This window comes from Kaistia defluvii (assembly GCF_040548815.1).
GTDB classification, from domain to species: domain Bacteria; phylum Pseudomonadota; class Alphaproteobacteria; order Rhizobiales; family Kaistiaceae; genus Kaistia; species Kaistia defluvii_A.
In genome coordinates this window covers 562,044-584,087 of sequence record NZ_JBEPSM010000003.1, presented here as the reverse complement: position 1 = coordinate 584,087, position 22,044 = coordinate 562,044, and the positions used below count along the sequence as shown (strand labels likewise).

At 65.8% G+C, this 22,044-nt stretch carries 20 protein-coding genes; 6 read left to right on the top strand and 14 right to left on the bottom strand.

The genetic code is table 11. From position 1 onward, the window contains the following. Window positions 1-152 precede the first annotated feature (152 nt). Together ABIE08_RS19575 and ABIE08_RS19570 are read left to right on the top strand one after the other, a co-directional pair. The gene (locus tag ABIE08_RS19575) at window positions 153-1,331 is read left to right on the top strand and encodes an acyl-CoA dehydrogenase (RefSeq protein WP_354553620.1); all 1,179 of its coding nucleotides are present in this window, start codon (window positions 153-155) and stop codon (window positions 1,329-1,331) included. After that, window positions 1,331-2,473: a CaiB/BaiF CoA transferase family protein gene (locus ABIE08_RS19570; RefSeq protein WP_354553512.1), complete on the top strand. Its 1,143-nt coding sequence runs from the start codon at window positions 1,331-1,333 to the stop codon at window positions 2,471-2,473. Before ABIE08_RS19575 ends, ABIE08_RS19570 begins: the two co-directional genes overlap by 1 nt. 227 nt (window positions 2,474-2,700) lie before the next feature. On the opposite strand, the gene ABIE08_RS19565 is transcribed toward ABIE08_RS19570, so the two are convergent. The 4 genes from ABIE08_RS19565 to ABIE08_RS19550 all read right to left on the bottom strand — a co-directional run bounded on the left by ABIE08_RS19565 (window position 2,701) and on the right by ABIE08_RS19550 (window position 6,253). Continuing rightward, on the bottom strand, window positions 2,701-3,267 hold the full coding sequence (locus tag ABIE08_RS19565; RefSeq protein ID WP_354553511.1) for an amino acid synthesis family protein: 567 nt from the start codon (window positions 3,265-3,267) through the stop codon (window positions 2,701-2,703). Next, the gene (locus ABIE08_RS19560) at window positions 3,264-3,848 is read right to left on the bottom strand and encodes an amino acid synthesis family protein (RefSeq protein ID WP_354553510.1); all 585 of its coding nucleotides are present in this window, start codon (window positions 3,846-3,848) and stop codon (window positions 3,264-3,266) included. Before ABIE08_RS19560 ends, ABIE08_RS19565 begins: the two co-directional genes overlap by 4 nt. A 95-nt stretch (window positions 3,849-3,943) precedes the next feature. Continuing rightward, window positions 3,944-5,137, bottom strand: coding sequence for an amidohydrolase family protein (locus ABIE08_RS19555; protein WP_354553509.1), 1,194 nt, complete (start codon window positions 5,135-5,137; stop codon window positions 3,944-3,946). 195 nt (window positions 5,138-5,332) lie between these two features. Further along, a complete protein-coding gene (locus tag ABIE08_RS19550; RefSeq protein WP_354553508.1) occupies window positions 5,333-6,253 on the bottom strand; it encodes a LysR family transcriptional regulator in 921 nt (306 codons plus the stop codon). A gap of 60 nt (window positions 6,254-6,313) precedes the next feature. On the opposite strand from ABIE08_RS19550, the gene ABIE08_RS19545 reads away from it, so the two are divergent. Next, complete coding sequence (locus tag ABIE08_RS19545) at window positions 6,314-9,181, top strand: FAD-binding and (Fe-S)-binding domain-containing protein (RefSeq protein ID WP_354553507.1); 2,868 nt, start codon at window positions 6,314-6,316, stop codon at window positions 9,179-9,181. Here ABIE08_RS19545 and ABIE08_RS19540 read toward each other — a convergent pair. After that, the gene (locus ABIE08_RS19540) at window positions 9,178-10,215 is read right to left on the bottom strand and encodes a LacI family DNA-binding transcriptional regulator (protein ID WP_354553506.1); all 1,038 of its coding nucleotides are present in this window, start codon (window positions 10,213-10,215) and stop codon (window positions 9,178-9,180) included. The two genes, ABIE08_RS19545 and ABIE08_RS19540, sit on opposite strands and share 4 nt — an antisense overlap. 301 nt (window positions 10,216-10,516) lie before the next feature. Here ABIE08_RS19540 and ABIE08_RS19535 point away from each other — a divergent pair, with 301 nt between their 5' ends. After that, complete coding sequence (locus ABIE08_RS19535) at window positions 10,517-11,542, top strand: aldo/keto reductase (RefSeq protein ID WP_354553505.1); 1,026 nt, start codon at window positions 10,517-10,519, stop codon at window positions 11,540-11,542. Window positions 11,543-11,626: 84 nt separating this feature from the next. Here ABIE08_RS19535 and ABIE08_RS19530 read toward each other — a convergent pair whose 3' ends face one another. Together ABIE08_RS19530 and ABIE08_RS19525 are read right to left on the bottom strand one after the other, a co-directional pair. Continuing rightward, the gene (locus ABIE08_RS19530; RefSeq protein WP_354553504.1) at window positions 11,627-12,403 is read right to left on the bottom strand and encodes an SDR family oxidoreductase; all 777 of its coding nucleotides are present in this window, start codon (window positions 12,401-12,403) and stop codon (window positions 11,627-11,629) included. Continuing rightward, window positions 12,403-12,729 carry a nuclear transport factor 2 family protein gene (locus tag ABIE08_RS19525; protein WP_354553503.1) on the bottom strand — a complete coding sequence of 109 codons (327 nt, stop codon included), beginning with the start codon at window positions 12,727-12,729 and terminating at the stop codon, window positions 12,403-12,405. Before ABIE08_RS19525 ends, ABIE08_RS19530 begins: the two co-directional genes overlap by 1 nt. A 47-nt stretch (window positions 12,730-12,776) precedes the next feature. Here ABIE08_RS19525 and ABIE08_RS19520 point away from each other — a divergent pair, with 47 nt between their 5' ends. Beyond that, window positions 12,777-13,196: a winged helix-turn-helix transcriptional regulator gene (locus tag ABIE08_RS19520; RefSeq protein ID WP_354553502.1), complete on the top strand. Its 420-nt coding sequence runs from the start codon at window positions 12,777-12,779 to the stop codon at window positions 13,194-13,196. On the opposite strand, the gene ABIE08_RS19515 is transcribed toward ABIE08_RS19520, so the two are convergent. The 6 genes from ABIE08_RS19515 to ABIE08_RS19490 form a co-directional block, all read right to left on the bottom strand. Beyond that, on the bottom strand, window positions 13,190-13,939 hold the full coding sequence (locus ABIE08_RS19515) for an SDR family NAD(P)-dependent oxidoreductase (protein ID WP_354553501.1): 750 nt from the start codon (window positions 13,937-13,939) through the stop codon (window positions 13,190-13,192). The two genes, ABIE08_RS19520 and ABIE08_RS19515, sit on opposite strands and share 7 nt — an antisense overlap. 120 nt (window positions 13,940-14,059) lie before the next feature. Then, window positions 14,060-15,061 (bottom strand): substrate-binding domain-containing protein, encoded by a 1,002-nt coding sequence (locus ABIE08_RS19510; RefSeq protein WP_354553500.1) that lies wholly within the window; start codon window positions 15,059-15,061, stop codon window positions 14,060-14,062. 38 nt (window positions 15,062-15,099) lie between these two features. After that, complete coding sequence (locus ABIE08_RS19505; protein WP_354553499.1) at window positions 15,100-16,119, bottom strand: ABC transporter permease; 1,020 nt, start codon at window positions 16,117-16,119, stop codon at window positions 15,100-15,102. Continuing rightward, the gene (locus ABIE08_RS19500; protein ID WP_354553498.1) at window positions 16,116-17,093 is read right to left on the bottom strand and encodes an ABC transporter permease; all 978 of its coding nucleotides are present in this window, start codon (window positions 17,091-17,093) and stop codon (window positions 16,116-16,118) included. Before ABIE08_RS19500 ends, ABIE08_RS19505 begins: the two co-directional genes overlap by 4 nt. Next, on the bottom strand, window positions 17,090-18,616 hold the full coding sequence (locus ABIE08_RS19495) for a sugar ABC transporter ATP-binding protein (protein ID WP_354553497.1): 1,527 nt from the start codon (window positions 18,614-18,616) through the stop codon (window positions 17,090-17,092). Before ABIE08_RS19495 ends, ABIE08_RS19500 begins: the two co-directional genes overlap by 4 nt. Continuing rightward, the gene (locus ABIE08_RS19490; RefSeq protein ID WP_354553496.1) at window positions 18,613-19,476 is read right to left on the bottom strand and encodes an amidohydrolase family protein; all 864 of its coding nucleotides are present in this window, start codon (window positions 19,474-19,476) and stop codon (window positions 18,613-18,615) included. The genes ABIE08_RS19495 and ABIE08_RS19490 overlap by 4 nt, the downstream gene beginning before the upstream one ends. A gap of 519 nt (window positions 19,477-19,995) precedes the next feature. Between ABIE08_RS19490 and ABIE08_RS19485 the strand changes: the two genes are divergently transcribed. Then, window positions 19,996-20,946 (top strand): bifunctional helix-turn-helix transcriptional regulator/GNAT family N-acetyltransferase, encoded by a 951-nt coding sequence (locus tag ABIE08_RS19485; RefSeq protein WP_354553495.1) that lies wholly within the window; start codon window positions 19,996-19,998, stop codon window positions 20,944-20,946. Between the two features lie 141 nt (window positions 20,947-21,087). On the opposite strand, the gene ABIE08_RS19480 is transcribed toward ABIE08_RS19485, so the two are convergent. Next, window positions 21,088-22,041: a nucleoside hydrolase gene (locus ABIE08_RS19480; protein ID WP_354553494.1), complete on the bottom strand. Its 954-nt coding sequence runs from the start codon at window positions 22,039-22,041 to the stop codon at window positions 21,088-21,090. Window positions 22,042-22,044 lie beyond the last annotated feature (3 nt).

The window sequence follows — 22,044 nt, the reverse complement described above, 5'->3', positions numbered from 1 at the left end:
ATCAACTTCGCTGAAAGCCTTGTTATCCCGCCTGGACGCGATTTGCTAGTTTTCGGCAAACGCGTGGCTGTTCGCGGCCCGCATGCCCAGACTGCAAAGGTGACCGCATGTCCGCATTGAACCCCACCCTGAAGGCCAAGGATCAACCGGCGCTGTCGCGCTTCGCCTGGGAAGACCCGTTCCATTTCGAGTCCCAGCTCGACGACGAGGAGCGGATGATCCGCGATACGGCCAAGGCCTTTGCCGCCGACCGCCTGATGCCCCGTGTGGAAAAGGCCTATCTGGACGAACTGACCGACCCCGAGATCTTCCGCGAGATGGGCGAGATGGGCCTGCTCGGCGTCACCGTGCCGGCCGAATATGGCGGCGTCGGCGCTTCCTACGTTTCGTACGGCCTGGTGGCGCGCGAGGTCGAGCGGGTCGATTCCGGCTATCGCTCGATGATGAGCGTGCAGTCGTCGCTGGTGATGTATCCGATCTACGCCTATGGCAGCGAAGCGCAGCGGCAGAAATACCTGCCCAAGCTCGCGAGCGGCGAGTGGATCGGCTGCTTCGGCCTGACCGAGCCGGATGCCGGCTCCGATCCGGGCGGCATGATCACCAACGCCCGGAAGACCGAAGGCGGCTACGTCCTGAACGGCGCCAAGACCTGGATCTCCAATTCGCCGATCGCCGACGTCTTCATCGTCTGGGCAAAGTCGGAAGCGCATGACGGCGCGATCCGCGGTTTCGTGCTGGAAAAGGGCATGAAGGGCCTCACCGCCCCGAAGATCGGCGGCAAGCTGTCGTTGCGCGCCTCGATCACCGGCGAGATCGTGCTGGCCGATGTCGAGGTTTCCGAAGACGCGCTTCTCCCCAACGTGTCCGGCCTCAAGGGTCCCTTCGGCTGCCTGAACCGCGCCCGCTACGGCATTTCCTGGGGCGTGCTGGGGGCTGCCGAGGATTGCTGGTTCCGCGCCCGTCAGTATGGCCTCGATCGCAAGCAGTTCGGCAAGCCGCTGGCCGGCATGCAGCTCTTCCAGAAGAAGCTCGCCGACATGCAGACGGAGATCGCACTCGGCCTGCAGGCTTCGCTGCGCGTCGGCCGGCTGTTCGACGAGGGCCAGGCCGCGCCCGAGATGGTGTCGCTGGTCAAGCGCAACAATTGCGGCAAGGCGCTCGACATCGCCCGCCAGGCGCGCGACATGCATGGCGGCAACGGCATCCAGATCGAGTACCACGTCATGCGGCACGCGCAGAACCTCGAGACCGTCAACACCTATGAGGGCACGCATGACGTGCACGCGCTGATCCTCGGCCGCGCCCAGACCGGCATCCAGGCCTTCTTCTGATGCAGGCGCTCGCGGGACTGAAGGTCATCGAGCTGGCGCGCATCCTGGCTGGCCCCTGGGCTGGCCAGACGCTGGCCGATCTCGGCGCCGACGTCATCAAGGTCGAGAGCCCCGAGGGCGACGACACGCGCAGCTGGGGCCCGCCCTTCATCGAGAATGGCGGCGAGACATCGGCCGCCTATTTCCATGCCTGCAATCGCGGCAAGCGCTCGATCGTCGCCGATTTCCGCACCCAGGAAGGCGCCGATCTCGTCCGCGCCCTGATCGCCGATGCCGACGTCGTCATCGAGAATTTCAAAGTCGGCGGCCTGGGAAAATACGGGCTCGACTATGCGAGCCTGAACGCGATCAACCCGCGCCTCATCTACTGCTCGATCACCGGCTTCGGCCAGACCGGGCCGTATCGCGAGCGCGCCGGCTATGATTTTCTCATCCAGGGCATGGCCGGGATCATGGATCTGACCGGCGATCCCCAAGGCGAACCGCAAAAGATCGGCGTCGCCTTCTCCGACATCTTCACCGGCCTCTACAGCGTGATCGCCATCCAGGCGGCGCTCGCCCAGCGCGCGCGCACCGGGCTTGGCCAGCATATCGACATGGCTCTGCTTGATACCTCGGTCGGCGTGCTCGCCAACCAGGCGATGAACTTCCTCGCCACCGGCAAGCCGCCGCGCCGGCTCGGCAACGCGCATCCGAACATCGCGCCCTACCAGACGTTTGCCGTGGCGGACGGGCATCTGATTTTGGCGGTGGGCAATGACGGCCAATTCGCCCGCTTTGCCTCGGTCATCGGCAAGCCGGAACTCGCCACCGACGCCCGCTTCCTGACCAATTCGCTCCGCGTCGCCAATCGGGTGGCGCTCACGGCGCTGATCGCCGGCGAACTGGCGAGCTGGCAGCGAGACGCGCTTTTGGAGAAGCTCGCTACAGCGCATGTGCCGGCCGGCCCCATCAACACGCTCGAAGACGTGTTCACCGACGCGCAGGTTCTGGCGCGGGGGATGCAGATCGATATCGACGGAATTCCGGGCGTGCGTTCGCCGATCACCATGTCCGGCTCGGAACTGGCGCTGACCCGGCGCTCGCCGCGCCTGGGCGAGCATGGCGACGAGGTCCGCGCCGAGATCGCCGAGAAGACCTGAGCGGGCTTCCGTCCCAAAGCAAGCCCCTCACCCCACTCTCTCCCGCAAGCGGGCGAGGCTTCTTAGCAGGCGTTCCTCATTTGGCGCAGTCGCAGCAATGGGCGCTAGCGAGCCCCCTTGCCCGCTCGCGGGAGAGGGTTGGGGTGAGGGTGGCTCTCCCGAGCCCCACAAACAAAAAAGCCGCTGTTTCGACAGCGGCCTTCTCTCATTCGGGGAGGAAGTCCGGCCTACTGGCCGATGTCTTCCTTGCGCATGCCGCCGACGCGGGCCAGCGGCCGGCCGGAATCGGTGACGGCGATCGCGACGACCATCTCATGCTTCTTGGGAGCATCCGGAATGCGGACTTCCATGGCGTCGAAATGGCTGCGCACGCGCGCGTGATCCTTGTGGCCGAGCGGGACGTCGATGACGGCGCCGATATTGGCCCGCTTCTTCGCCGACGGGATCAGAGCATCGCCCTTGCCCAGCACGGCGCGGAAGGGAGCGCCGAGCTTCGGGTGCATGATCGCCGCCGCATGCTCGAACTCGCCCTCGGCCCCGACGATCACCGCCTTGCCGAAGCTCTCAACCTGATCGCCGGGAATGCCCAGCAGCGCGACCGCCCGCCGGGGCAGGATGTCGCCGAGCTGCTCGCCCAGATCCATCAGTTCGCTCAGATCCTCGACATAGCGGCCCGAGGCGGAATTCGAGACGACCGCGACGGCCGACACCTTGCGAAAGGGATGCGGCAGGACGACGTCGCCCTCGATCAGCGTCTCTTCCAGCGTCGTGACGATCTTGCGGATGACGGTCATCGCAGGCCGTCCTCGCCCTTGATGTCGGAGACAGCCAGGCCGCCGACGCGGGCATGCACGCGCGAGCCGGTGGTCATCGACAGGATCAGAACGATCTCGTCTGCGCGCGGCGCGTCCGGAACATTCACCTCGATGGCATCAAAATGGCTGCGGACATAGGAGGCGTGGATATGGGTGATCGGGATGTCGATATTGGCGCCGAGGCCGCCGACCTTCTTGGCCGAGGGAACGATCGCCTTGACGTCGCCGAGCAGCGCGCGCATCGCATGGCCGCCGGGCATGTGCCAGAGCGCGCCATGCTCGAGTTCACCGCCCTCGCCGACGATCGCACCCTTGCCGTAGCCTTCGATGACCGACTTGTCGCCGCCGAGCGCATTGAGCAGGCGCGTCGACATTTCCAGGCCGAGCGGCTTCAGGTCTTCCATGAAGCCGGTGATGTCTTCGACATAGCGGCCGGCATAAGGGTTCTTCACCACGGCCATGATCGTGCCGCGACGGGGCGGATTGGCGGAAACGGGTCCGCCCTCGTGAAAAATCTCCTCGATGCGGATAAGGAACTTCCGGACGACGACGTCGGTCATTTCAAACTCCTGAAGTGGACAGTCGAGAGCAATGGCGCGGTTTCAAGCGAAGTGGGGTACCGGTTCGCGTCAAGAAAACGCGACCTGGCAGAGCTCTAGTTGCAGATGAAGGGCAGGCGCTCGGCCGGCGGCGTGTTGCGGCTGCGGCCGGAACGGACGATGCCGTCAATGACGATCATGCCGACGCCGGGCAGATCGCCAAGCTGGATGCTGTCGAGCAGATCGCGGCCGGCGGAATGCATCGCCTTGGCGAGGAACACGAAATCGGCGGGACGGCCGACCTCGATCAACCCGCTTTCCAGGCTGCGCATGCGGGCCGTATTGCCCGTGGCAAAGCAGAGCGCGATCTCGGCCGGCACGTCGCCCAGCGACGACAGCAGGGACACCATGCGCAGGATGCCGAGCGGCTGGACGCCCGAGCCGGCGGGGCCATCGGTGCCGAGGATGACACGCCCCATCTCGCCCATTTCGCGCGCGATGCGCAGCGCATAGAGGGCGGCGCGCTCATTGCCGTTATGGACAATCTCGAGGCCGGCCTTGCAGCCTTCGCAGATGCAGCGGATTTCCAGATCCGGCAGTGCGGTGTGGCCGCCATTGATGTGGCCGACGACATCGGTGCCGGCCGCCAGAACGACGTCGGCGCCGATCAGGCCCGAGCCCGGCACCGAGGGGCCGCCCGTGTGGATCGTCGACTGGATGCCGTATTTGCGCGCCCAGCCGACCATCTTGCCGGCGGTCTCGCCATCCTTGACGCTGCCGAGGCCGATCTCGCCGAGCAGGCGCACGCCCGCATCCGCCAGATCCTTGAAATCCTGCTCAACCATGCCCTGCTCGATGATCGGGGCACCGGCATGGATCTTGACGCCGCCGGGGCGGAAATTGGTGAATGTGCGCTGCGCGGCGATCGCCAGCGCCTTCAGGCCGACAATGTCGGTCGGGCGGCCGGGCGTATGCACTTCGCCAGCGGAAATCATGGTGGTGACGCCGCCATGCATGGTGCTGTCGATCCAGCCCATCTGGTTCTGGCGCGGCGTCCAGTCGCCCGCGACGGGGTGGACGTGACTGTCGATCAGCCCCGGAGCCAACGCAGCCTGATTGGCGTCGATGACCTGGGTGGCGTCTTCCGTGTCGAGATCCCCAAGACGACCAATGGCCGCGATCCTGCCGTCGACGACGACAACCGTATCCGCGTCGAGGATCGGGTTTTCCATGGCGCCGCTAAGGACCATGCCGATATTGCGGATGACGAGTTTGCCCTTCGGCAGCGCCGAGACGGGATCGTGTGACATCGCTCTTCTCCATAACGCGAGATCGTCAAGCCTCCCTTCGTCAACTACACGCAAACTCATATGAGTTCAAACAATAATGATAAGGCAATCCCTATTAGCAACAGCGCTTTCGTCCTTTGCGTTTGGAGGACGACGGACGGAAAGCGCGAAGCAGGACTGGCCTGGAATCGCGTGTTTCAAGGCAAAAATGCCGCGTCAGGGCGAGGCGAGCGATCCGAGCGGACGCAGACACGCAAGCAGCCGCTCCGCCGCCGGCGACAGGCCCCTGCGCGATCGCGTAAGGATGCAAAGCGTGCGCTTCAGCGAGAGATCGCGCAATCCGACATGACGAATTTCGGGGCTCTGAATCACCGAGGCCGCGAGCTTCGGCATCAGCGCCACGCCCATGCCCTGCGAGATCAGGGTGAGCTGCGCGATGGTGCCACGCGTGCGGATCGAGCCGCGCCGGAATTCGGGCGGGATTTCGGGCGCAGCGGCGATCCGCTTGCCGATGCCGGTGCTCTCGTCGAGTGCAATGACGTCGGCGACCGGAATTTCGGCGAGATCGACCTCGGCGCGCCCGGCCAGCTTGTGGTCGCGATGGCAGACCAGCACGAAAGGGTCGACATGGAACGGCTCGTAGTCGAGCTGGTCGGTCTCGTGCCAGCGTTCCGCCAGGCCAAAATCCACCACCCGGTCCAGCACCAGCGCCCCGATCCGCTCGGCGATGTCGTCATAGACCGTCACCTCGATCGCCGGATGGGCGGCGTGGAAGGCGCGGAGCGCGGGGGCGAGATGGAACAGCACCACAGACGGGGCGGCGGCCACCCTGACCGCGCCGCGCTCGATGCCGCCGACCCGGCGAAGATCATCCAGCGCCATCTCGAAATCGGAGAGAACCCGGCGCGCCCCGGCCAGGAATTCCTCGCCGGCCTCGGTCGGCGTCACCGGCCGCGCCTCGCGATTGAACAGACGCAGGCCGCAATCCGCCTCCAGCTGCTTGATCGTCTCGGTCAGCGCCGACGGGACAATACCGAGGCTGTCGGCGGCGCGGGTGAAGGATTGTTCCTGCGCGAGCGCCAGGGCGGCGCGGAAATGCCGGATGCCGATGTTCGTTTTTTTCGAATGTTTTGTCATTTCATTCCAATGTTACGAAGCGGCTAGGCGTGGTTCAAGGGAAGCTCGAAAGGCTTCGCCATGATCCAATCCGTCCGTCCATTGACCGCCCCTCTTCCGCCAGAGCTTGCCGGCTTCGCCGCGGCGCTAGCCGAGGCGGGCTTTGCCGGCGATGTCGCCTCCGACCACGCGGCGCGGGCCGCGATGGCCACCGACAACAGCGTCTACGAACTCGAACCCGACATCATCGTCGCGCCGAAAAGCGCTGCCGATGTCGAGATACTCATGGCCGTCGCCGACCGGCCCGCGTTCCGGCATCTCGCCGTGACCGCGCGCGGCGGCGGCACCGGCACCAATGGCCAGAGCCTCAATCGCGGCATCATCGTCAATTTCCAGCGCTTCATGACAGGGATCCTGGAACTGAACGCAGCCGAAGGCTGGGTCGATGTCGAGCCCGGCATCGTGCTCGACGAATTGAACGGCCTGATTGCGCATACTGGCCTGTTCTTCGCGCCGAACACCTCGACCTCGAACCGCTGCACCATCGGCGGCATGATCAGCACCGACGCTTCGGGCAAGGGCTCGCGGATCTATGGCAAGACCAGCGACAACGTGCTGGGCCTCAACCTGACGCTGAGCGGCGGCCGGACGATCCGCAGCCTCGAGCCGCCACCCGCCTGGGCCCAGTCCATGCTGGACGACATCGCCGATGCCTGCGACGCCGGCCGGCAGGCGTTGATCGACAACACGCCACGCATCTCGCGCCGCTTCACCGGCTACGACCTCGAACGCGCCCGGCCGGCGGCGGATCGGCTCGAATGGTGGCGGCTGCTGCTCGGCGCCGAGGGGACGCTCGGCCTTGTCACGAAGATCCGCCTGAAGCTGACGCCGAAGCCGGCCCACAAGCGGCTCGTCGTCGTCGCCTTCGACAGTTTCGCCGCCGCGCTGGCGGCCGGGGAACCGATCCTCGCGCACGCGCCGCTGGCGATCGAGATCATGGACGACTGGGTGCAGCGGCTCGCCCGCGACGCCGGCCTCATGGACAGCCTGCCGGTCGATATTCGTGGGCAAGCGGAGACGCGGATTTCCTATCTGTTCGTCGAGTTCGTCGGCGAGGCGGAAGACGCCCTGACGGCCTCGGTCGCCCGCCTGATCGCCGATGCGGCACGGCTTCCCGGCGTCATCGGCAGCTATTGCGCCCGCGACGAGGCGGACGCCGCCAAGCTCTGGTCGACGCGCGCCGCCGCCGTTGGCCTGCTCGGAAAGCGCGAGGGCGCCCGCCGCCCGGTCGCCTTCGTCGAGGATTGCGTCGTGCCGGTCGAGAACCTCGTCGCGTTTGTGGACGGGTTCGATACGATCCTCAGGGGTCATGGCCTGCGCTATGGCATTTACGGCCATATCGATGTCGGCTGCCTGCACGTGCGCCCAGCTCTCGATCTCGACGAAAAGGCCGATCGGGCGACCTTCCAGGCGATTTCCGACGCCGTCTATGCGCTCTGCAATAGGCATGGCGGCATCTTCTGGGGCGAGCATGGCAAGGGCATTCGCGGCGCCTATCTGCCTGACTATGTCGGTCCCGTGGCGTATGCCGCCTTCCAGCGGATCAAGCACGCCTTCGACCCGCTGGAGCGCTTCAATCCGGGCAAGCTGGTAACGGTCTCCCGCCAGCCGATCGGCATCGTCGAGCTGCCGTTTCGCCAGGGCAATGCCGCCAACGATCCCGGCTTCGAGAAGGCTTTTCACTGCAACGGCAACGCGTCCTGCCTGACCTACAGCAAGACCGTGCCGATCTGCCCCTCCTTCAAGGCTACACGCGATTTGCGCCAGTCGCCGAAGGGGCGCGCGGAGGCCGTGCGGAAATGGCGGCAGGCGCAGGAAGCCAGCGACCCGGACCTGGCCGCGATCGGCCGCGACACCTATGCCGTGCTCGATAGCTGCCTCGGCTGCAATGCCTGCGGCAGCGCCTGCCCGGTGCATGTCAGCGTTCCCACGCTGAAATCGCAGTTTCTCGACGCCTATCACAATGACAATCGCCGGCCGCTGCGCGACCATGCGGCGGTCGCTGTCGAGGCTATGGCGCCGTTTGTCGCGGCGATCCGGCCACTGGCGCGCCGGCTGATGCCCTTGGCGAGCCTCATGGCGCGAGGGCTCGGTCTCATCGACCTGCCGGCGATCTCCGAGCGTGGCTTGTGCCAGCTTGGCCATCCCGTAGTCCGCCACACGAAGATCGGAACACTCGCCACGGACGAGAAGACCGTGCTGGTGCTGGAGGATGCCTTTACCGCGACCTTCGATACCGCAGCGGTCGGGGCCGTCTGCGACGGGCTGGTCGCGCTCGGCTACCGGCCCATCCTTGTCACCCTGCCGCCCGGCTCGAAGGCAGCGCATGTCAAAGGCATGCGCAAGCGTTTCGCCCGGCTGGCGGGCCGGCAGATCGAAGCTCTGACGGAGCTTGGGAAGACCGGCCGCCCGATGGTTGGCGTCGATCCCGCCTTCGTGCTGATGACGCGCAGCGAGTTTAGCGAGCTGACGCCTTCCGTGCCGAAGGTCCTGCTGGTGCAGGAGTTCCTGCGCCAGCGCCTAACAGCGGGAGATCCATGGCCGAAGGCCCTCGCCGCCGCCAGCGCGCCGAGGCTGATGGTCCATTGCACCGAGGCCTCCGCGGCACCGCAGGCGCTCAAACAATGGCAGGAAGTGTTCGCAGCGCTCGGCCTATCCGTGCGGCCGACCCCGACCGGCTGTTGCGGCATGGCAGGGCTGTTCGGGCATGAGCAGCGCCAGCAGACGGTGAGCCGAACGCTGTTCGACGCGTCCTGGGCGCCGGCGCTGGCTGGGGAAACGACGGTGCTCGCCAGCGGCTTCTCGTGCCGCTGCCAGGTCGAGCGCCTTTCGAAGACCGCGGCGCTGCACCCGATGGCTGCCATCGCCGCCGGACTGAAGCCCGGCTAGCGGCGCTTGGGCGCGGCGATCGAACTGCGCAGCAACACGTCGCTGCCGAGCATGATGCGGCGCGGCGGGCCATCGAGCCCCTTCAGACGGTCGAGCAGCAACCCCGCCGCCTGGCGGCCGACTTCGACCATGTCGCGATCGATCACGGTGATCGGCGGATAGACCAGTTCGCCGAGCAGCGCATCGTCGGCGCCGACGAAGGAGATATCGTCCGGGATCGACAGGCCCAGCAGCCGCACCGCCTTGAGCGCGCCATAGAAGATGTCGCTGCCGGCGGCGAGAATGGCGGTCGGCGGGTTGGCGCCGGTCAGCAGGTCATGCGTCTCGGCCATGCCGCGCTCGGCGCTCTGGGTCCGCGCGCGGATCAGCCATTCGTCGATCGGCACGCCGGCCTTTTCCAGCGCCCGCTTGAAGCCGGCGACGCGGTCGCGGCCCGGGCGGATGTTGTGCGAGGCGGTGATCAGACCGATGCGCCGGTGGCCGAGTTGCAGCAATTGCTCTACCACGGTCTCGATGGGCTGCATGTGCTCGCTATAGACGACATCGGCCTCGACCGGGATGTCACGGTCGAGCACCACGACGGGAACGCCCATGCGGGCGATTTCCTCGATCGTGCCCGTGGCGGTCTCGTCCGAGAGCGTCACGATCAGCCCGTCCATCTGGCGCTGCCGGGCCGCCTGCAGGAATTCGATCTCGCGCGCCGGCGAGCGGTTCGACGAGAAGGCGAACAGCATGTAGCCTTCAGGCGCCAGCACGGTTTCCGCGCCCTGCGCGACGCGCGCGAAGACCTGGTTGGTCATGTCGGGGATCAGGAAGCCGATCGTCATGGTCTGGTTGGTGCGCATGGCGCGCGCCGCGGCATTGGGCTGGTAGCCGAGCTCGGCCATCGCGGCCAGCACGCGGGCTCGCGTTTCCGGCGCGACGCGCGGGCTTTCGCTGGCGACGCGGGAGACGGTCCCGATCGAGACGCCCGCCGTGGCCGCCACTTCATGGATGGTCGGCTGGCGCCGGCCGCCCGGCAATTTCCCTGACATAACGTTTACATCCCTACCCTGTCTTCTTGCGGATCAGGGGCATGGACCGGCGATCGCATGCGCGTTTCCTCGTTGGCACAGGCTGCCATTGACCCTACGGACAAGCAAGGATTATCGCGCAATCTGATGTGAATTGATGGATTTCCAAAGCCTATGGTAGGACCATGTTGACGTTTACACCATCCTGCCATTTTATGGGCCGGCTCGCTGGCTGGGGCGGCCGATGCATGCCTGCCGATCGACCGATACTGGCGCATCGCCGCAGGCGCCCCAGCGCGGGCTCGCGAAAGGGAGAGGAAACATGGATCCATTCAAACGCCGGCAACTCGGCGGCACCGACGTGATGCTGCCGCAGATCGGCTTCGGCGCGGCGCCGCTCGGCGAGCTGTTCACCAAGGTTTCGGACGCCGACGCGGAGGCGACGCTGAAGTCCGCCTGGGACGCCGGCGTGCGCTATTACGACACCGCCCCTTGGTATGGCCGGGGCCAGAGCGAGCACCGCGTCGGCCGTTTCCTCTACAAGCAGGACCGCAACGAGCTGATCCTCTCGACCAAGGTCGGCCGCATCCTGCGCGCGCCGATCCAGAAACCGGACCAGTTCGATACCGGCTTCTGGTCCGGCGGCCTGCATTTCGATCACTATTTCGACTACAGCTATGATGGCGTCATGCGCGCCTATGAGGACAGCCTCCAGCGCCTCGGCATGAACCGCATCGACACGCTGGTGATCCATGATCTCGACTGGTGGCACCGCGGCTCGGAACCCATGGTGCAGGCGGGCTTCGCCCAGCTCGCCAATGGCGGTTTTCGCGCGCTCGCCGATCTGAAGGCGGCCGGGCGCATCCGCGCCATCGGCGCCGGCATCAACGAACTCGGCCTGATCCCGCGTTTCCTCGAACTGTTCGACATGGATTTCTTCCTGCTGGCGCTGCGCTACACGCTGGGCGAACAGGAGACGCTGACGAAGGAACTGCCGCTCTGCGTCGAGCGCAAGGTCGGCATCATCATCGGCGGCGTGTTCTCGTCCGGCCTCTACGCCACCGGCCCGGTACCGGGCGCAAAGTACAATTACTTCGAGCCGACGCCGGAAATCCTGGAGAAGGCGCGCCGCATCGCCGAGGTCTGCCAACGCCACAACGTGCCGCTGCCGGCCGCGGCCCTGCAGTTCCCGCTGCACCATCCGGCCGTCACCTCCGTCATCCCCGGCGCGTTCAAGCCGGAACAGGTGACGACCAATCTCGACTATGTCCGGCTCGATATCCCTGGCGATCTCTGGGCCGAGCTGAAGCACGAAGGCCTGATCCGCGCCGACGCTCCGACGCCATAGGGCGGCCAAGGCTCAGGCTTACCCCCTCTCCCGTTCACGGGAGAGGGGCAGAAAGATGCAACGCTCGCTGGGCTTCCCGACCGCCTAGACGACGGGGAGCGAACCGCCATCGATGCGGAACTCGGCCCCGGTGATCGACGCCGCGCGGTCGGAGGCCAGAAAGGCGATCAGCTCGGCGACTTCCAGCGGCGTGTTGGGACGGCCGATCGGGATGCCGCCGATCGCCTTCATCAGCTCGGCGCGGGCGGTGTCAAAGTCCGACCCGGCCTTGTCCGCAAGCCGCTCGACCAGCGCCACCGACGACTCGGTTTCCGTCCAGCCCGGCGAAACCCGCATGACGCGGACGCCCTTGGGGCTGACCTCCTTCGACAGGCCCTTGCTGTAATTGGCCAGCGCGGCCTTGGCGGCGGCATATCCAAGCGTCGATTCGAACACCGGCGATTGCGCCTGGATCGACGTCACATGCACGATCACGCCGGAGCCCTGCTCCAGCATCGAGGGCAGCAGCTCGCGGTCGAGGCGAACGGCGGAAAAGAAGTTGAGGTTCATCTCCTTGGCCCATTCGTCTTCGTCCAGGGCGGCGAAGCCTCCGCCCGGTGCGTGCGAACCGCCCAGCGCGTGGACGACAACGTCAACGCCGCCCAGCCGCGAGAGCACGGCCTCGGCGACGCTGGTGCAGCCTTCGATCGTGGCGACATCGGCCGCGATCGAGATCAACTGGTCGTCGGCACTTTCCAGGGCGGTCCGCGCCACGCCGAGCACGGTCGCGCCGCCTTCCCGAAACTTGAGCGCCGTCGCCCGGCCGATGCCGCGGCTGGCGCCGGTGACGAGAACGCGCTTGCCGTGAAAATCGGAAGCCATCAGCCGATCTCCAGCGAGCGGATCTCATCCCCCGCGAGAGCGAAGCGCTGCGTCAGCTGCACCGGCGAACCCGGGAACTGGCCGCTGACCCGGACGGAGACGACATGAACGCCATCCTGTTCGCGGGACTCAACCACCTCGGTTTCGTGCTTGTATTGCGCATAGGCGTTGGCGGCCCAGGTGGCGATGGCGGCGCGTCCGGTCCGGACCGCGCCTTCGTCGCGCACCACGCCGTCGACGGCGAAACAATGGGCAAGCGCTTCGAAATCATGGGCGGCGGCGGCCGAATAATAGGCGGTGACAGAATGGGGAAGTTTGTCGGTCATGGCTCACTCCGTTGCATGAAGCCAAGACATGCGAGTAGACTGCCAAAATGACAAGAACCGACGAAAAAGTAAGGTACGAACCAAAAAGTAAGGTGGACGCCAGCGGCGCGCCCTACACGCCGCAGACCGCGGCGTCCGATGTCGCGGCGACGCTCGGAATTCTGGAGGGGCGCTGGAAGCTGCTCATCCTGTTCCATCTGTTCGACGGAAAGGAACACCGCTTCTCCGAACTGGAGCGGGCCATGCCGGGCATCTCGCAGAAGATGCTCATCCAGCAGCTGCGGCAGCTGGAGAGCGACGGCGTGGTTCGCCGCATCGTCCACCATCAGGTGCCGCCCAAGGTGGAGTATCGCCTGACCGAATGGGGCCAGGCGCTTTGTCCGGCGCTCGACGCGATCCTCGTCTGGGCGGCGGCCCGCGAAAGGCTGGTCGACGCCGGGACTGTCGCGGAGCCATCGCCTCAATAGGTGGCGCGGCCGCCCGAGAGATCGAAGGTGGCGCCCGTGGTGAAGGAGTTTTCCTCCGACGACAGGAAGCAGATCATGCTGGCCGCTTCCGAAAGCTCCAGCATTCTGCCGCGCGGGATCTTCGCCAGGATATAGGCAAGGAATTCCGGCGCCTGGCTCAGCGCCATCGTCGTCTTGGCAACGGCCGGCGTCACGGCGTTGACCGAGATGTTCTGCGTCGCCAATTCCTTGCCGAGCGATTTCGTCAGCGCCAGCACGCCCGCCTTGGTCGAGGAATAGGCGACGGCGTTGGGATTGCCTTCCTTGCCGGCAACCGAGCTTACATTGACGATGCGGCCGTAATTGCGCGCGATCATGTGCGGGACGACGGCGCGGCAGCAATGGAAGGTGCCGGTCAGGCCGATATGGACGACGTCGCTGAAGGCCTGCGGCGGATATTCCCAGGTCGGCGCGTTCGGGCCGACAATGGCGGCATTGTTGATCAGGATGTCGATCTGGCCGAAATGGCCGATCACCGCCGCCGTCGCCGCCTCAACCGCGGCCAGATCGCCGATGTCGACGGCGCGGCCCTCGACATGCTCGCTGCCGATTTCGGCGACGGTCTTTTCGAGCAGGGCGGCGTCGCGGTCCCAGATGGAGACCTTGCCGCCCGAGGCGAGGATGCGCTCGGCGACGGTGCGGCCGATGCCCTGGCCGCCGCCGGTGACGATGGCGACGCGGTCCTTGAAATCATAGTGGTTCATGATGGCTTCCGTTGCGACGGCGGGCGGCTGCGAAGGGCTCGCCGCCGGTACGAAGAGGTGGACATGACAATGCCCGCGACGGGCCAGAGCGCGCCGCGGGCATCGAACGGGACCGACGGATCAGAAGTTGAAGTCGGCGATGTTGGTCTTGTCGAAGGTGGTGAGATCGGCCTGCGTCTTGATCACGCTGTCCTTCTCGACGGTCACCTTGCCGAGGCCCGGCACTTCGAAGACGGTGCCTGCCTCGTTCTTGATCGTGCCATTCTTGACGCCGACGGCGAAATTGGCGGCGAGCAGGCCCTGGTTGTAGGGGCTCCAGAGCTGGAACGCCTCGACCGTGCCGTTCTCGATGAAGCGGCGCATCTGGTTGGGCGTGCCGAGACCGACGACCTTGACCTTGTCGGCCTTCTTGGCCGTCTCCACGACCTGGGCGGCGGCGGCAACGCCGACCGTCGTGGGCGAGATAATGCCCTTCAGGTTCGGGTAGTTGGCGAGCAGGGCCTCGGTCTCGGTGGTCGACTTCTGCGGATCATCATCGCCGTAAGCGATCGTGACCAGCTTCATCTTGGCGTATTTCGGATCCTTCTCGAGCGTATCCTTCATCGCCGCGATCCAGACGTTCTGGTCCGGAGCGTCCGTGGTGGCCGAGAGGATGGCGATCTCGCCCTCATAGCCGATCTGCTTGCCGAGCAGTTCGACCTGCGACGGGCCGGTCTTGGTGAAATCGACCGGCAGGATGGCGGCGTCGCGGTGCGTCTCGTTGCCCGGCATGTCGGAATTGACCGACAGGATGATCGTGCCCTTGGCGCGGGCGCGGTCGAACACCTGGTTCAGCGCATCCGGGCTGTTGGGCGAGATGGCGACGACGTTGACGCCGCGCTGGATCTGCGCCGTGACGAACGGGATCTGCGAGGTGGCTTCGGCCGAGGCCGGAGCGACGGTGGTGAACTCGCAGCCCAGCGTCTTGCAGCCGTCCTCGAAGCCCTTGATGATCGAATCGAAGTACGGGTTGCCGGTGTTCTTCGGGATGTAGACGATCGAGACCGGGTCGGCGGCATAGGCCGCGCCGGAGAGAAGCGTCGCACCGAGTGCGACGGCGAGCATCAGGTTTCTTCTCAGCATTTTCAGTTCCTCCCTGTTAGTGCTGCGTTAACGTCCCGTTAGCGTTGGCTACGGGCATAGATCGCGTTGGTGGCGATGATCGAGACGATGAGCAGCAGGCCCATGATGGTGAGCTGCGCATTGATGGCGATGTTAGCGACGGTCATGCCGGTGGCGATGATGACGAGCAGCCAGGCGGCCAGGAACGTTCCCAGGATCGAACCGCGTCCGCCGAAGATGTAGGTGCCGCCCAGCATGACGATGAGCACCATGGTCAGTTCGCCGCCGGTGGCGAGGTCGTAACGGACCGAGCCGAGGCGCGAGGCGACCATCAGGCCTGCGATCGAACTCACCAGCCCCGAGGCGATGAACAGGCCCATCTTGATGCGGCGGACCCGGATGCCGGCATGGATGGCGGCGATCTCGCTGGTGCCGATCTGGTAGATCTGGCGACCGTAGATGGTGATGCCGAGGAACAGGCCGAGCAGGATCGACGCGGCGATGAAGATCAGCACCGGGATCGGCACGATGCCGACCATGCGGTAATCGATGCCGACGAACCAGGAGGGAAAGCCGCTGATCGACTTGTCGCCGGCCAGTACCTGCGCCAGGCCGCGATAGAGGATCAGCGTGCCGATGGTGACGATGATCGAGGGCAGCCGCAGGACCGTGACGAAGAAGCCGTTGAAGGCGCCCATGGCAAGGCCGGACAGCAGGCTGACGCCGATCGCGACCGGGATCGGGGCGCCGGCCTTGAAGGCGGTGCCGAACAGGCAGGCGGAGAGCGCCATCTGGGCGGCGGGCGACAGGTCGATCTCGCCGGAGATAATGACAATGGTCAGCACCAGCGCCACGATCGCGAATTCGATGTAATAGGTCGAGCTTTCCAGGATGAAGCCGAGATCGGCGAAGAAGGGCGACAGCCGCGTCGCGACGATCGCCGCGATCACAAGCAGCAGCAGCGTCACCACTTCAGGCCGGATCAGCCAAACCTGCCAGCGCGGGCGGGGCGCGGCGGCCTCGCGAACGATCACGCGCGGCGTGGTAGCGGGAATCGGCGATTTCTCGATCGAGTTCATGCGCCACCTCGGGCAAGCAGGCCGCCCTGGCGGACGGTGCGGTCGATGACGAGGGCGATCAGGATGATGCCTCCATAGATGGCGTTCTGCCAGAAACCGGAGACGCCGAGGATCGGCAGCGCCACCTGCACCGATCCGAGCAGCAGCACACCGAGCACGGTGCCGAGCACCGACCCGACGCCGCCATTGATCGAGACGCCGCCGATGACCACCGCCGCGATGACGGTGAACTCGAAGCCGACCCCGGTGATGCCGGGGTTCACATAGCCGAAGCGCGCCGCGTAGATCAGCCCGGCGAGCCCCGCCAGCGCGCCCGAGAGCGTGAAGACGAGGATGGTCACCGGCATGACGCGGATGCCGCGCAAGGGTGCCGCCACCGGATTAGAGCCGATGGCGTAGATCTGGCGGCCGATCTGGCTATAGTTCAGGAACAGCCAGGTGGCGAAGGCGACGCCAAAGGCGATGATCACGATCCACGGAATGTCGATCGGCGAGGTCTGGGCCATGCGGATCAGCGGCTCGGGAATGTCGTTCGGGTCGATCTGCTTCGAGCCGGACAGAATGAACAGCAGGCCGCGATAGAGGCTGAGCGTGCCGAGCGTCACGATGATCGAGGGCAGCTTGAACACCGTCACGACCAGGCCGTTGACGAAGCCAAGCGCTGCCCCCGACAACACGCCGACGGCGAAGCCGACGAAAAGCGGCAGTTCGGGGTGATCGCGAAACACCATGCCGGCGGCGATGGCCGAGAAGCCGAGGATCGAACCGATCGAAAGGTCGACGTGGCGGGCGACCAGCACCATCATCTGGCCCATCGCCGCGACCAGGATCAACGGCACGGCGAGCAGCACGATGCGCAGCGTCTCGGTCGAGAAGAAGCGCGGCTGGATCAGGCTGACGAAAGCCACGAACAGCACGAGCATGACGAGGATGCCGGCCTCGCGGGCACGGAACAGGCGGGAGACCTGACTCATGCCGCCGCTCCCGAAACCGTATGGCGACCGGTGCGCGGCACGGCGGCGTGCATGATCGATTCCTGGCTCGCCTCGGCGCGCGGAATATCGGCCGTCAGCTTGCCTTCGGACATGACGAGGATGCGATCGGACAAGGCGAGCAACTCGGGCAATTCGGAGGATATCAGCAGGATGGCGCGGCCGCTGGCGGCAAGCTCGCCGATCATGTCGTAGAACTCGGCCTTGACGCCGATGTCGATGCCGCGCGTCGGCTCGTCGAGGATCAGGATGTCCGGCTCGGCCAGCAGCCAGCGGGCGAGGATCGCCTTCTGCTGGTTGCCGCCGGAAAGCTCGCCGATCGGCTGGCGCACGGAAGCCAGCCGGATCGACAGCTTCTCGACTGATTCCTTCGCCAGCGCCTTCTCGACCGTCCGGCGGATGATACCCTTGGGCGCGATCCGCTTCGGCACGGCGGCCGTGATGTTGGTCTCGACCGGCAGCGAGCGGAAGATGCCGGCAATGGCGCGGTCTTCCGATACCAGCGCGATGCCGAGGCTGATGGCGTCGGTCGGCTCCTTGATCGTGACCGGCTTGCCGTCGATCTCGATCACGCCCGAGGTCGCCGGCGCGACCCCGAAGATCGCCCGGGCGACATCGGTGCGGCCGGCGCCGACCAAGCCGCCGAGGCCGACGATCTCGCCCTTGCGGATATCGAAGGAGATGTTCTCGAACCGACCCGGCAACGTCAGCGCGCGCACCGAAAGGGCGACATCGCCGACATGGCTGGTACCGCGATGCAGGTAATCCGCCACGGGGCGGCCGATCATGCGGCGGATGATGTCGGCGTCGGTCAGGCTGGCCGTCGTCGCCGTCTCGATCTTGTCGCCATCGCGGAAGATCGTGACGCGGTCGCAGATGGCGCGCACTTCTTCCAGCCGATGCGAGATGAAAATGATCGTCCGGCCCTCTTCGCGCAGCCGGCGGACGATCGTGAACAGGGTCTCGACCTCCTTCGGCGTCAGAGCGGCGGTCGGCTCGTCCATGATGATCAGCCGGCTGTCGGAGGCGAGCGCGCGGGCGATCTCGACCATCTGCTGGTCGGCGATGGAGAGGCCCCGCATCGGCACGGTGACGTCGATCGGCACGTTGAGGAGGCCCATCAGCCGGCGGGCTTCCTTGGCAAGCTCCGCCCAGCGGACGCGACCGAGCGGCTTGGCCCCGACCTGGCCGATGACGAGGTTTTCCGCCACCGACAGATCGGGAAACGAAATCGGCTCCTGATGGATCAGCGTGATGCCGAGCCGCTGGGCGGCGATCGGCGATTGGATCTCGACCGGCTTGCCGCCGAGCTCGATCGTGCCGCGCGTCGGCCGGTGTACACCGGCCAGGATCTTGGCGAAGGTCGACTTGCCGGCGCCGTTCTCGCCCAGCAGGGCATGCACTTCGCCCGGCATCAGGTCGAGATCGACATTCCGGAGAACCTCGACGCCGCCAAAGGACTTCGAAATGCCGCGCGCGGAAACGAGCGGCGCAGAACCTGTCATCGAGCCGTCTCCAGGCGGTAGAAGCGGACGGCATTGTCGCGCCAGAATTTCCGGCGCTCGGCGTCGGTCGCCGAGGCGAGGACGTCGTCGAGAAGGGCAACCCAGCGGCGGAACTCGATCGCCTGCACGGCGACCGGCCAGTCGCCGCCGAACATCACCCGGTCGAAGCCGAAGGCGTCGATCGCGACCTGGACGTAGCGCTTCAGCTCGTCCTCGGTCCAGTTCGCATGATCCGCCTCGGTGGCGACGCCGGAGATCTTGCACGAGACATGCGGTAGCTCGGCCAACTGATGCATCTGGCTCGCCCACGGCTCCATCACGCCGTCGGCGATCGCCGGCTTGCCGATATGATCGAGGATCATCGGCACTTCCGGAATCTGCGCCGCGAATTTCAGCACATTCGCCATGTGGCGATAATCGACGCAGATGTCGAAGGAGAGGCCGAATTCGGCGAGCGTGCGCACGCCCTCGATGAAATCGGGCCGCAGGCAGAAATCGAGATCCGGCTCGAACTGGATGATGCGGCGGATGCCGCGCAGGATATCGTGGCGGGCCAGACGCTCGATCTCGGCGGCGACGGCGCGGCCCTTCTCGAGCGGCGCCCAGGCGACCATGCCCTTTATGCGCGGATCGATCTTGGCGAGCCCGGCGATCCACTCGGCTTCCTGCTCATACTGCGCGGGATCTACCTCGCATTGCAGGAACACCATGGCCTCGACGTCGAGCCCTTCGGTAGCCGCAGCGTAGCGGTCGAGCCCATAGGCCTGATCGAGAACGGGATTGCCGTCGAGCCAGGCATAGCGAAGCTTCTTCGGATCCCAGAGATGGAGATGCGTATCGACGATCGGTCCGCGCGGCATCAGATGCACCTCGCCCGAATCGACACGACAACAGATCCGCTGCCCATGCGCATGCGCTTCCCTCCCCTTCCACGGCATTCCTCAATGCCGCAAAGGCGCCTCCACCCAGCGCCTTTTCCTCATGTAAACGTCAACATGCCGTGCCACGTACGTCAAGCGACATTCGTCCGACGCAACAGGGATTTCGCGGGAGGCTGTTTGGGCCGATATCCAACAAACCATTCATATGCCTCTGCTTCTGCCCAAAATTTGGTCTTGGCGAAAACGGGGCATCGCTTCTGGGCCTAATGGAAACGTTGCTCATCCGAATTGCTGCGTCCAACCGAGTATTGCGACCAAACCGACGGCGCAGACACGGGGCGCTGCACCCAGGCACGCCTGAGACAACAAGCTTGAGACGCGACCTGTCCGCCGGAGTCCTAGGAACGAACGGGTGTTGCCAAAGCCTGCCGAACAGCCGCTGGACAAACACGGTTCGTATAGTTGTATAATGCAACTATAATCACCACAGAGGGTCGCGTGTCCAGTTCCGCTTTGGTTGATGAAATCCGGTCCGCTTCGCGCCGTATCGTCCGTGAGCTCGGCTTCATGGACCCGACGCTGGCCGGCACTGCCTATTCCGCCTCCGCCGTGCATGCGCTGCTGGAGATCGAGCGCCAGGGATCGATGACTGCCGCGCAACTGGTGGAGGTCTTGCGGCTGGAGAAATCCAGCATCAGCCGCATGGTCGGCAAGCTCATCGGCGCGGGCGAGCTTGTCGAGGCCGCCGGCGCAGCCGACAGCCGCACCAAGCCGCTCGAATTGACCGCGCAGGGCATCCGCACGGTCGTCGGGATCCATGCCTTCGCCCGGGACAAGGTAATGGCGGCGCTTGCGCATCTGAACCCGACCGAGCAGCAGGCGGTGGCGCAGGGGTTGTCGTCTTACGCCCGCGCGCTGGCGGCACGCGATCCGGCGGCCGAGGAACCCGCGCTTTCGCCGATCGAGATCGTCACCGGCTACCGGCCCGGATGGATCGGCCGCGTGGCCGAGATGCACGCCGCCCATTATTCGCGGCACTGGGGATTTGGGCCGTTCTTCGAAAGCACGGTAGCCAGCGGCGCCGCCGAATTCACCGGCCGGCTCGACCGTCCGCGCAACCAGGCCTGGGCGGCGATCCACGACGGCCGGATCGTCGGCTCGATCGCCATCGACGGCGAGGACCTTGGCGACAACCGGGCGCATCTGCGCTGGTTCATCCTCGACGAGGGCTGCCGTGGCGGGGGCGTGGGCCGCCGCCTGCTGGGCGAGGCGATTGCCTTCTGCGACGCGGCCGGCTTCGCCGCCACCCGGCTCTGGACATTCAAGGGTCTGGACGCGGCGCGGCGTCTCTACGAAGCGCATGGCTTCGAACTAGCCAAGGAAAAGCCCGGCACCCAATGGGGCGCCGAGGTGATCGAACAGCAGTTTTCGCGGCGGGGGCCGGGCTGAGGGCGTAGCAAGCAAGCCCCTCACCCTACCCTCTCCCGCAAGCGGGCGAGGGTTTCGGCCGGCGCCCGCATCGACGCCGAGGCGCAAGCGGACCCCCTCTCCCGCCACGCGGGAGAGGGCTGGGGTGAGGGTCTTGAGCCCTTACCGCCCCTTCATCAGCGCCATGAATTCGGCTTCGAAGCGGGGGCGGTCGACGGTCATGGCGACGTTGGCGTTGTGGAACGGGATGGCGGTGCGGCGGCGGTCGGCGACCGTCGAGCCGCGCGTCAGTTCGCCATTGAGCTCGATATCGACATACATGCGCTCGAGGCCGACGAGGGTGGGATCCTCGGCGACGGCGACGGCCAGCGGATCGTGCAGGCCGCAGCCCTGGATGCCCGGATACATCGTCTTGTAGGCGTCGACATAGAAGGAGGTGATCTTCATCAGCGTCTGCGCCGCGTGATCGCCCTCGCGCGAAATCTCGTCCATCATGTCGGTCGAGAGCAGCGTCGTCATGGTGACGTCCATGCCGACCAGCGTGACGTTGGCGCCGGCCTGCAGCACGATGTGGGCGGCTTCCGGATCATTGGCGAAATTGGCGTCGACCATCGGGGCGATCGGGCCATGGATGCCGGGATGCAGGATCGTCGAACCCATGACCACGATCTCCTTCACCAGCTTGGCGATTTCGGGCGCCTTGGTGATGGCGAGCGCGACATTGGTGATCGGGCCGACCGGGCAGAGCGTGATCTCGCCGGGGTTCTCCTTGATGACGCGGATCATCAAATCGATCGCGTGCTCGTCGGTCGCCTTGATCTTCGGCGCCGGCAATTCGACGTCGCCCAGCGCGTTGGAGCCATGGATATGGTCGGCCATGCGCTTGTAGGGGCGGATCAGCGAGCGGCCGACGCCCTGCGCCACCGGGATCTCCGGACGCCCGAGCAGTTCCAGGATCTTCAGCGTGTTCTCGGTCGCGATCACCGTGTCGGTGTTGCCGAAGGTGGTGGTCAGCGCCTCCAGCTTAATGCCCGGGCGGCGGACGGCATAGAAGATCGCCATGGCGTCGTCGACGCCGGTGTCGACGTCGAGGATCATGCGGCAGGTTTCGGTCATGGC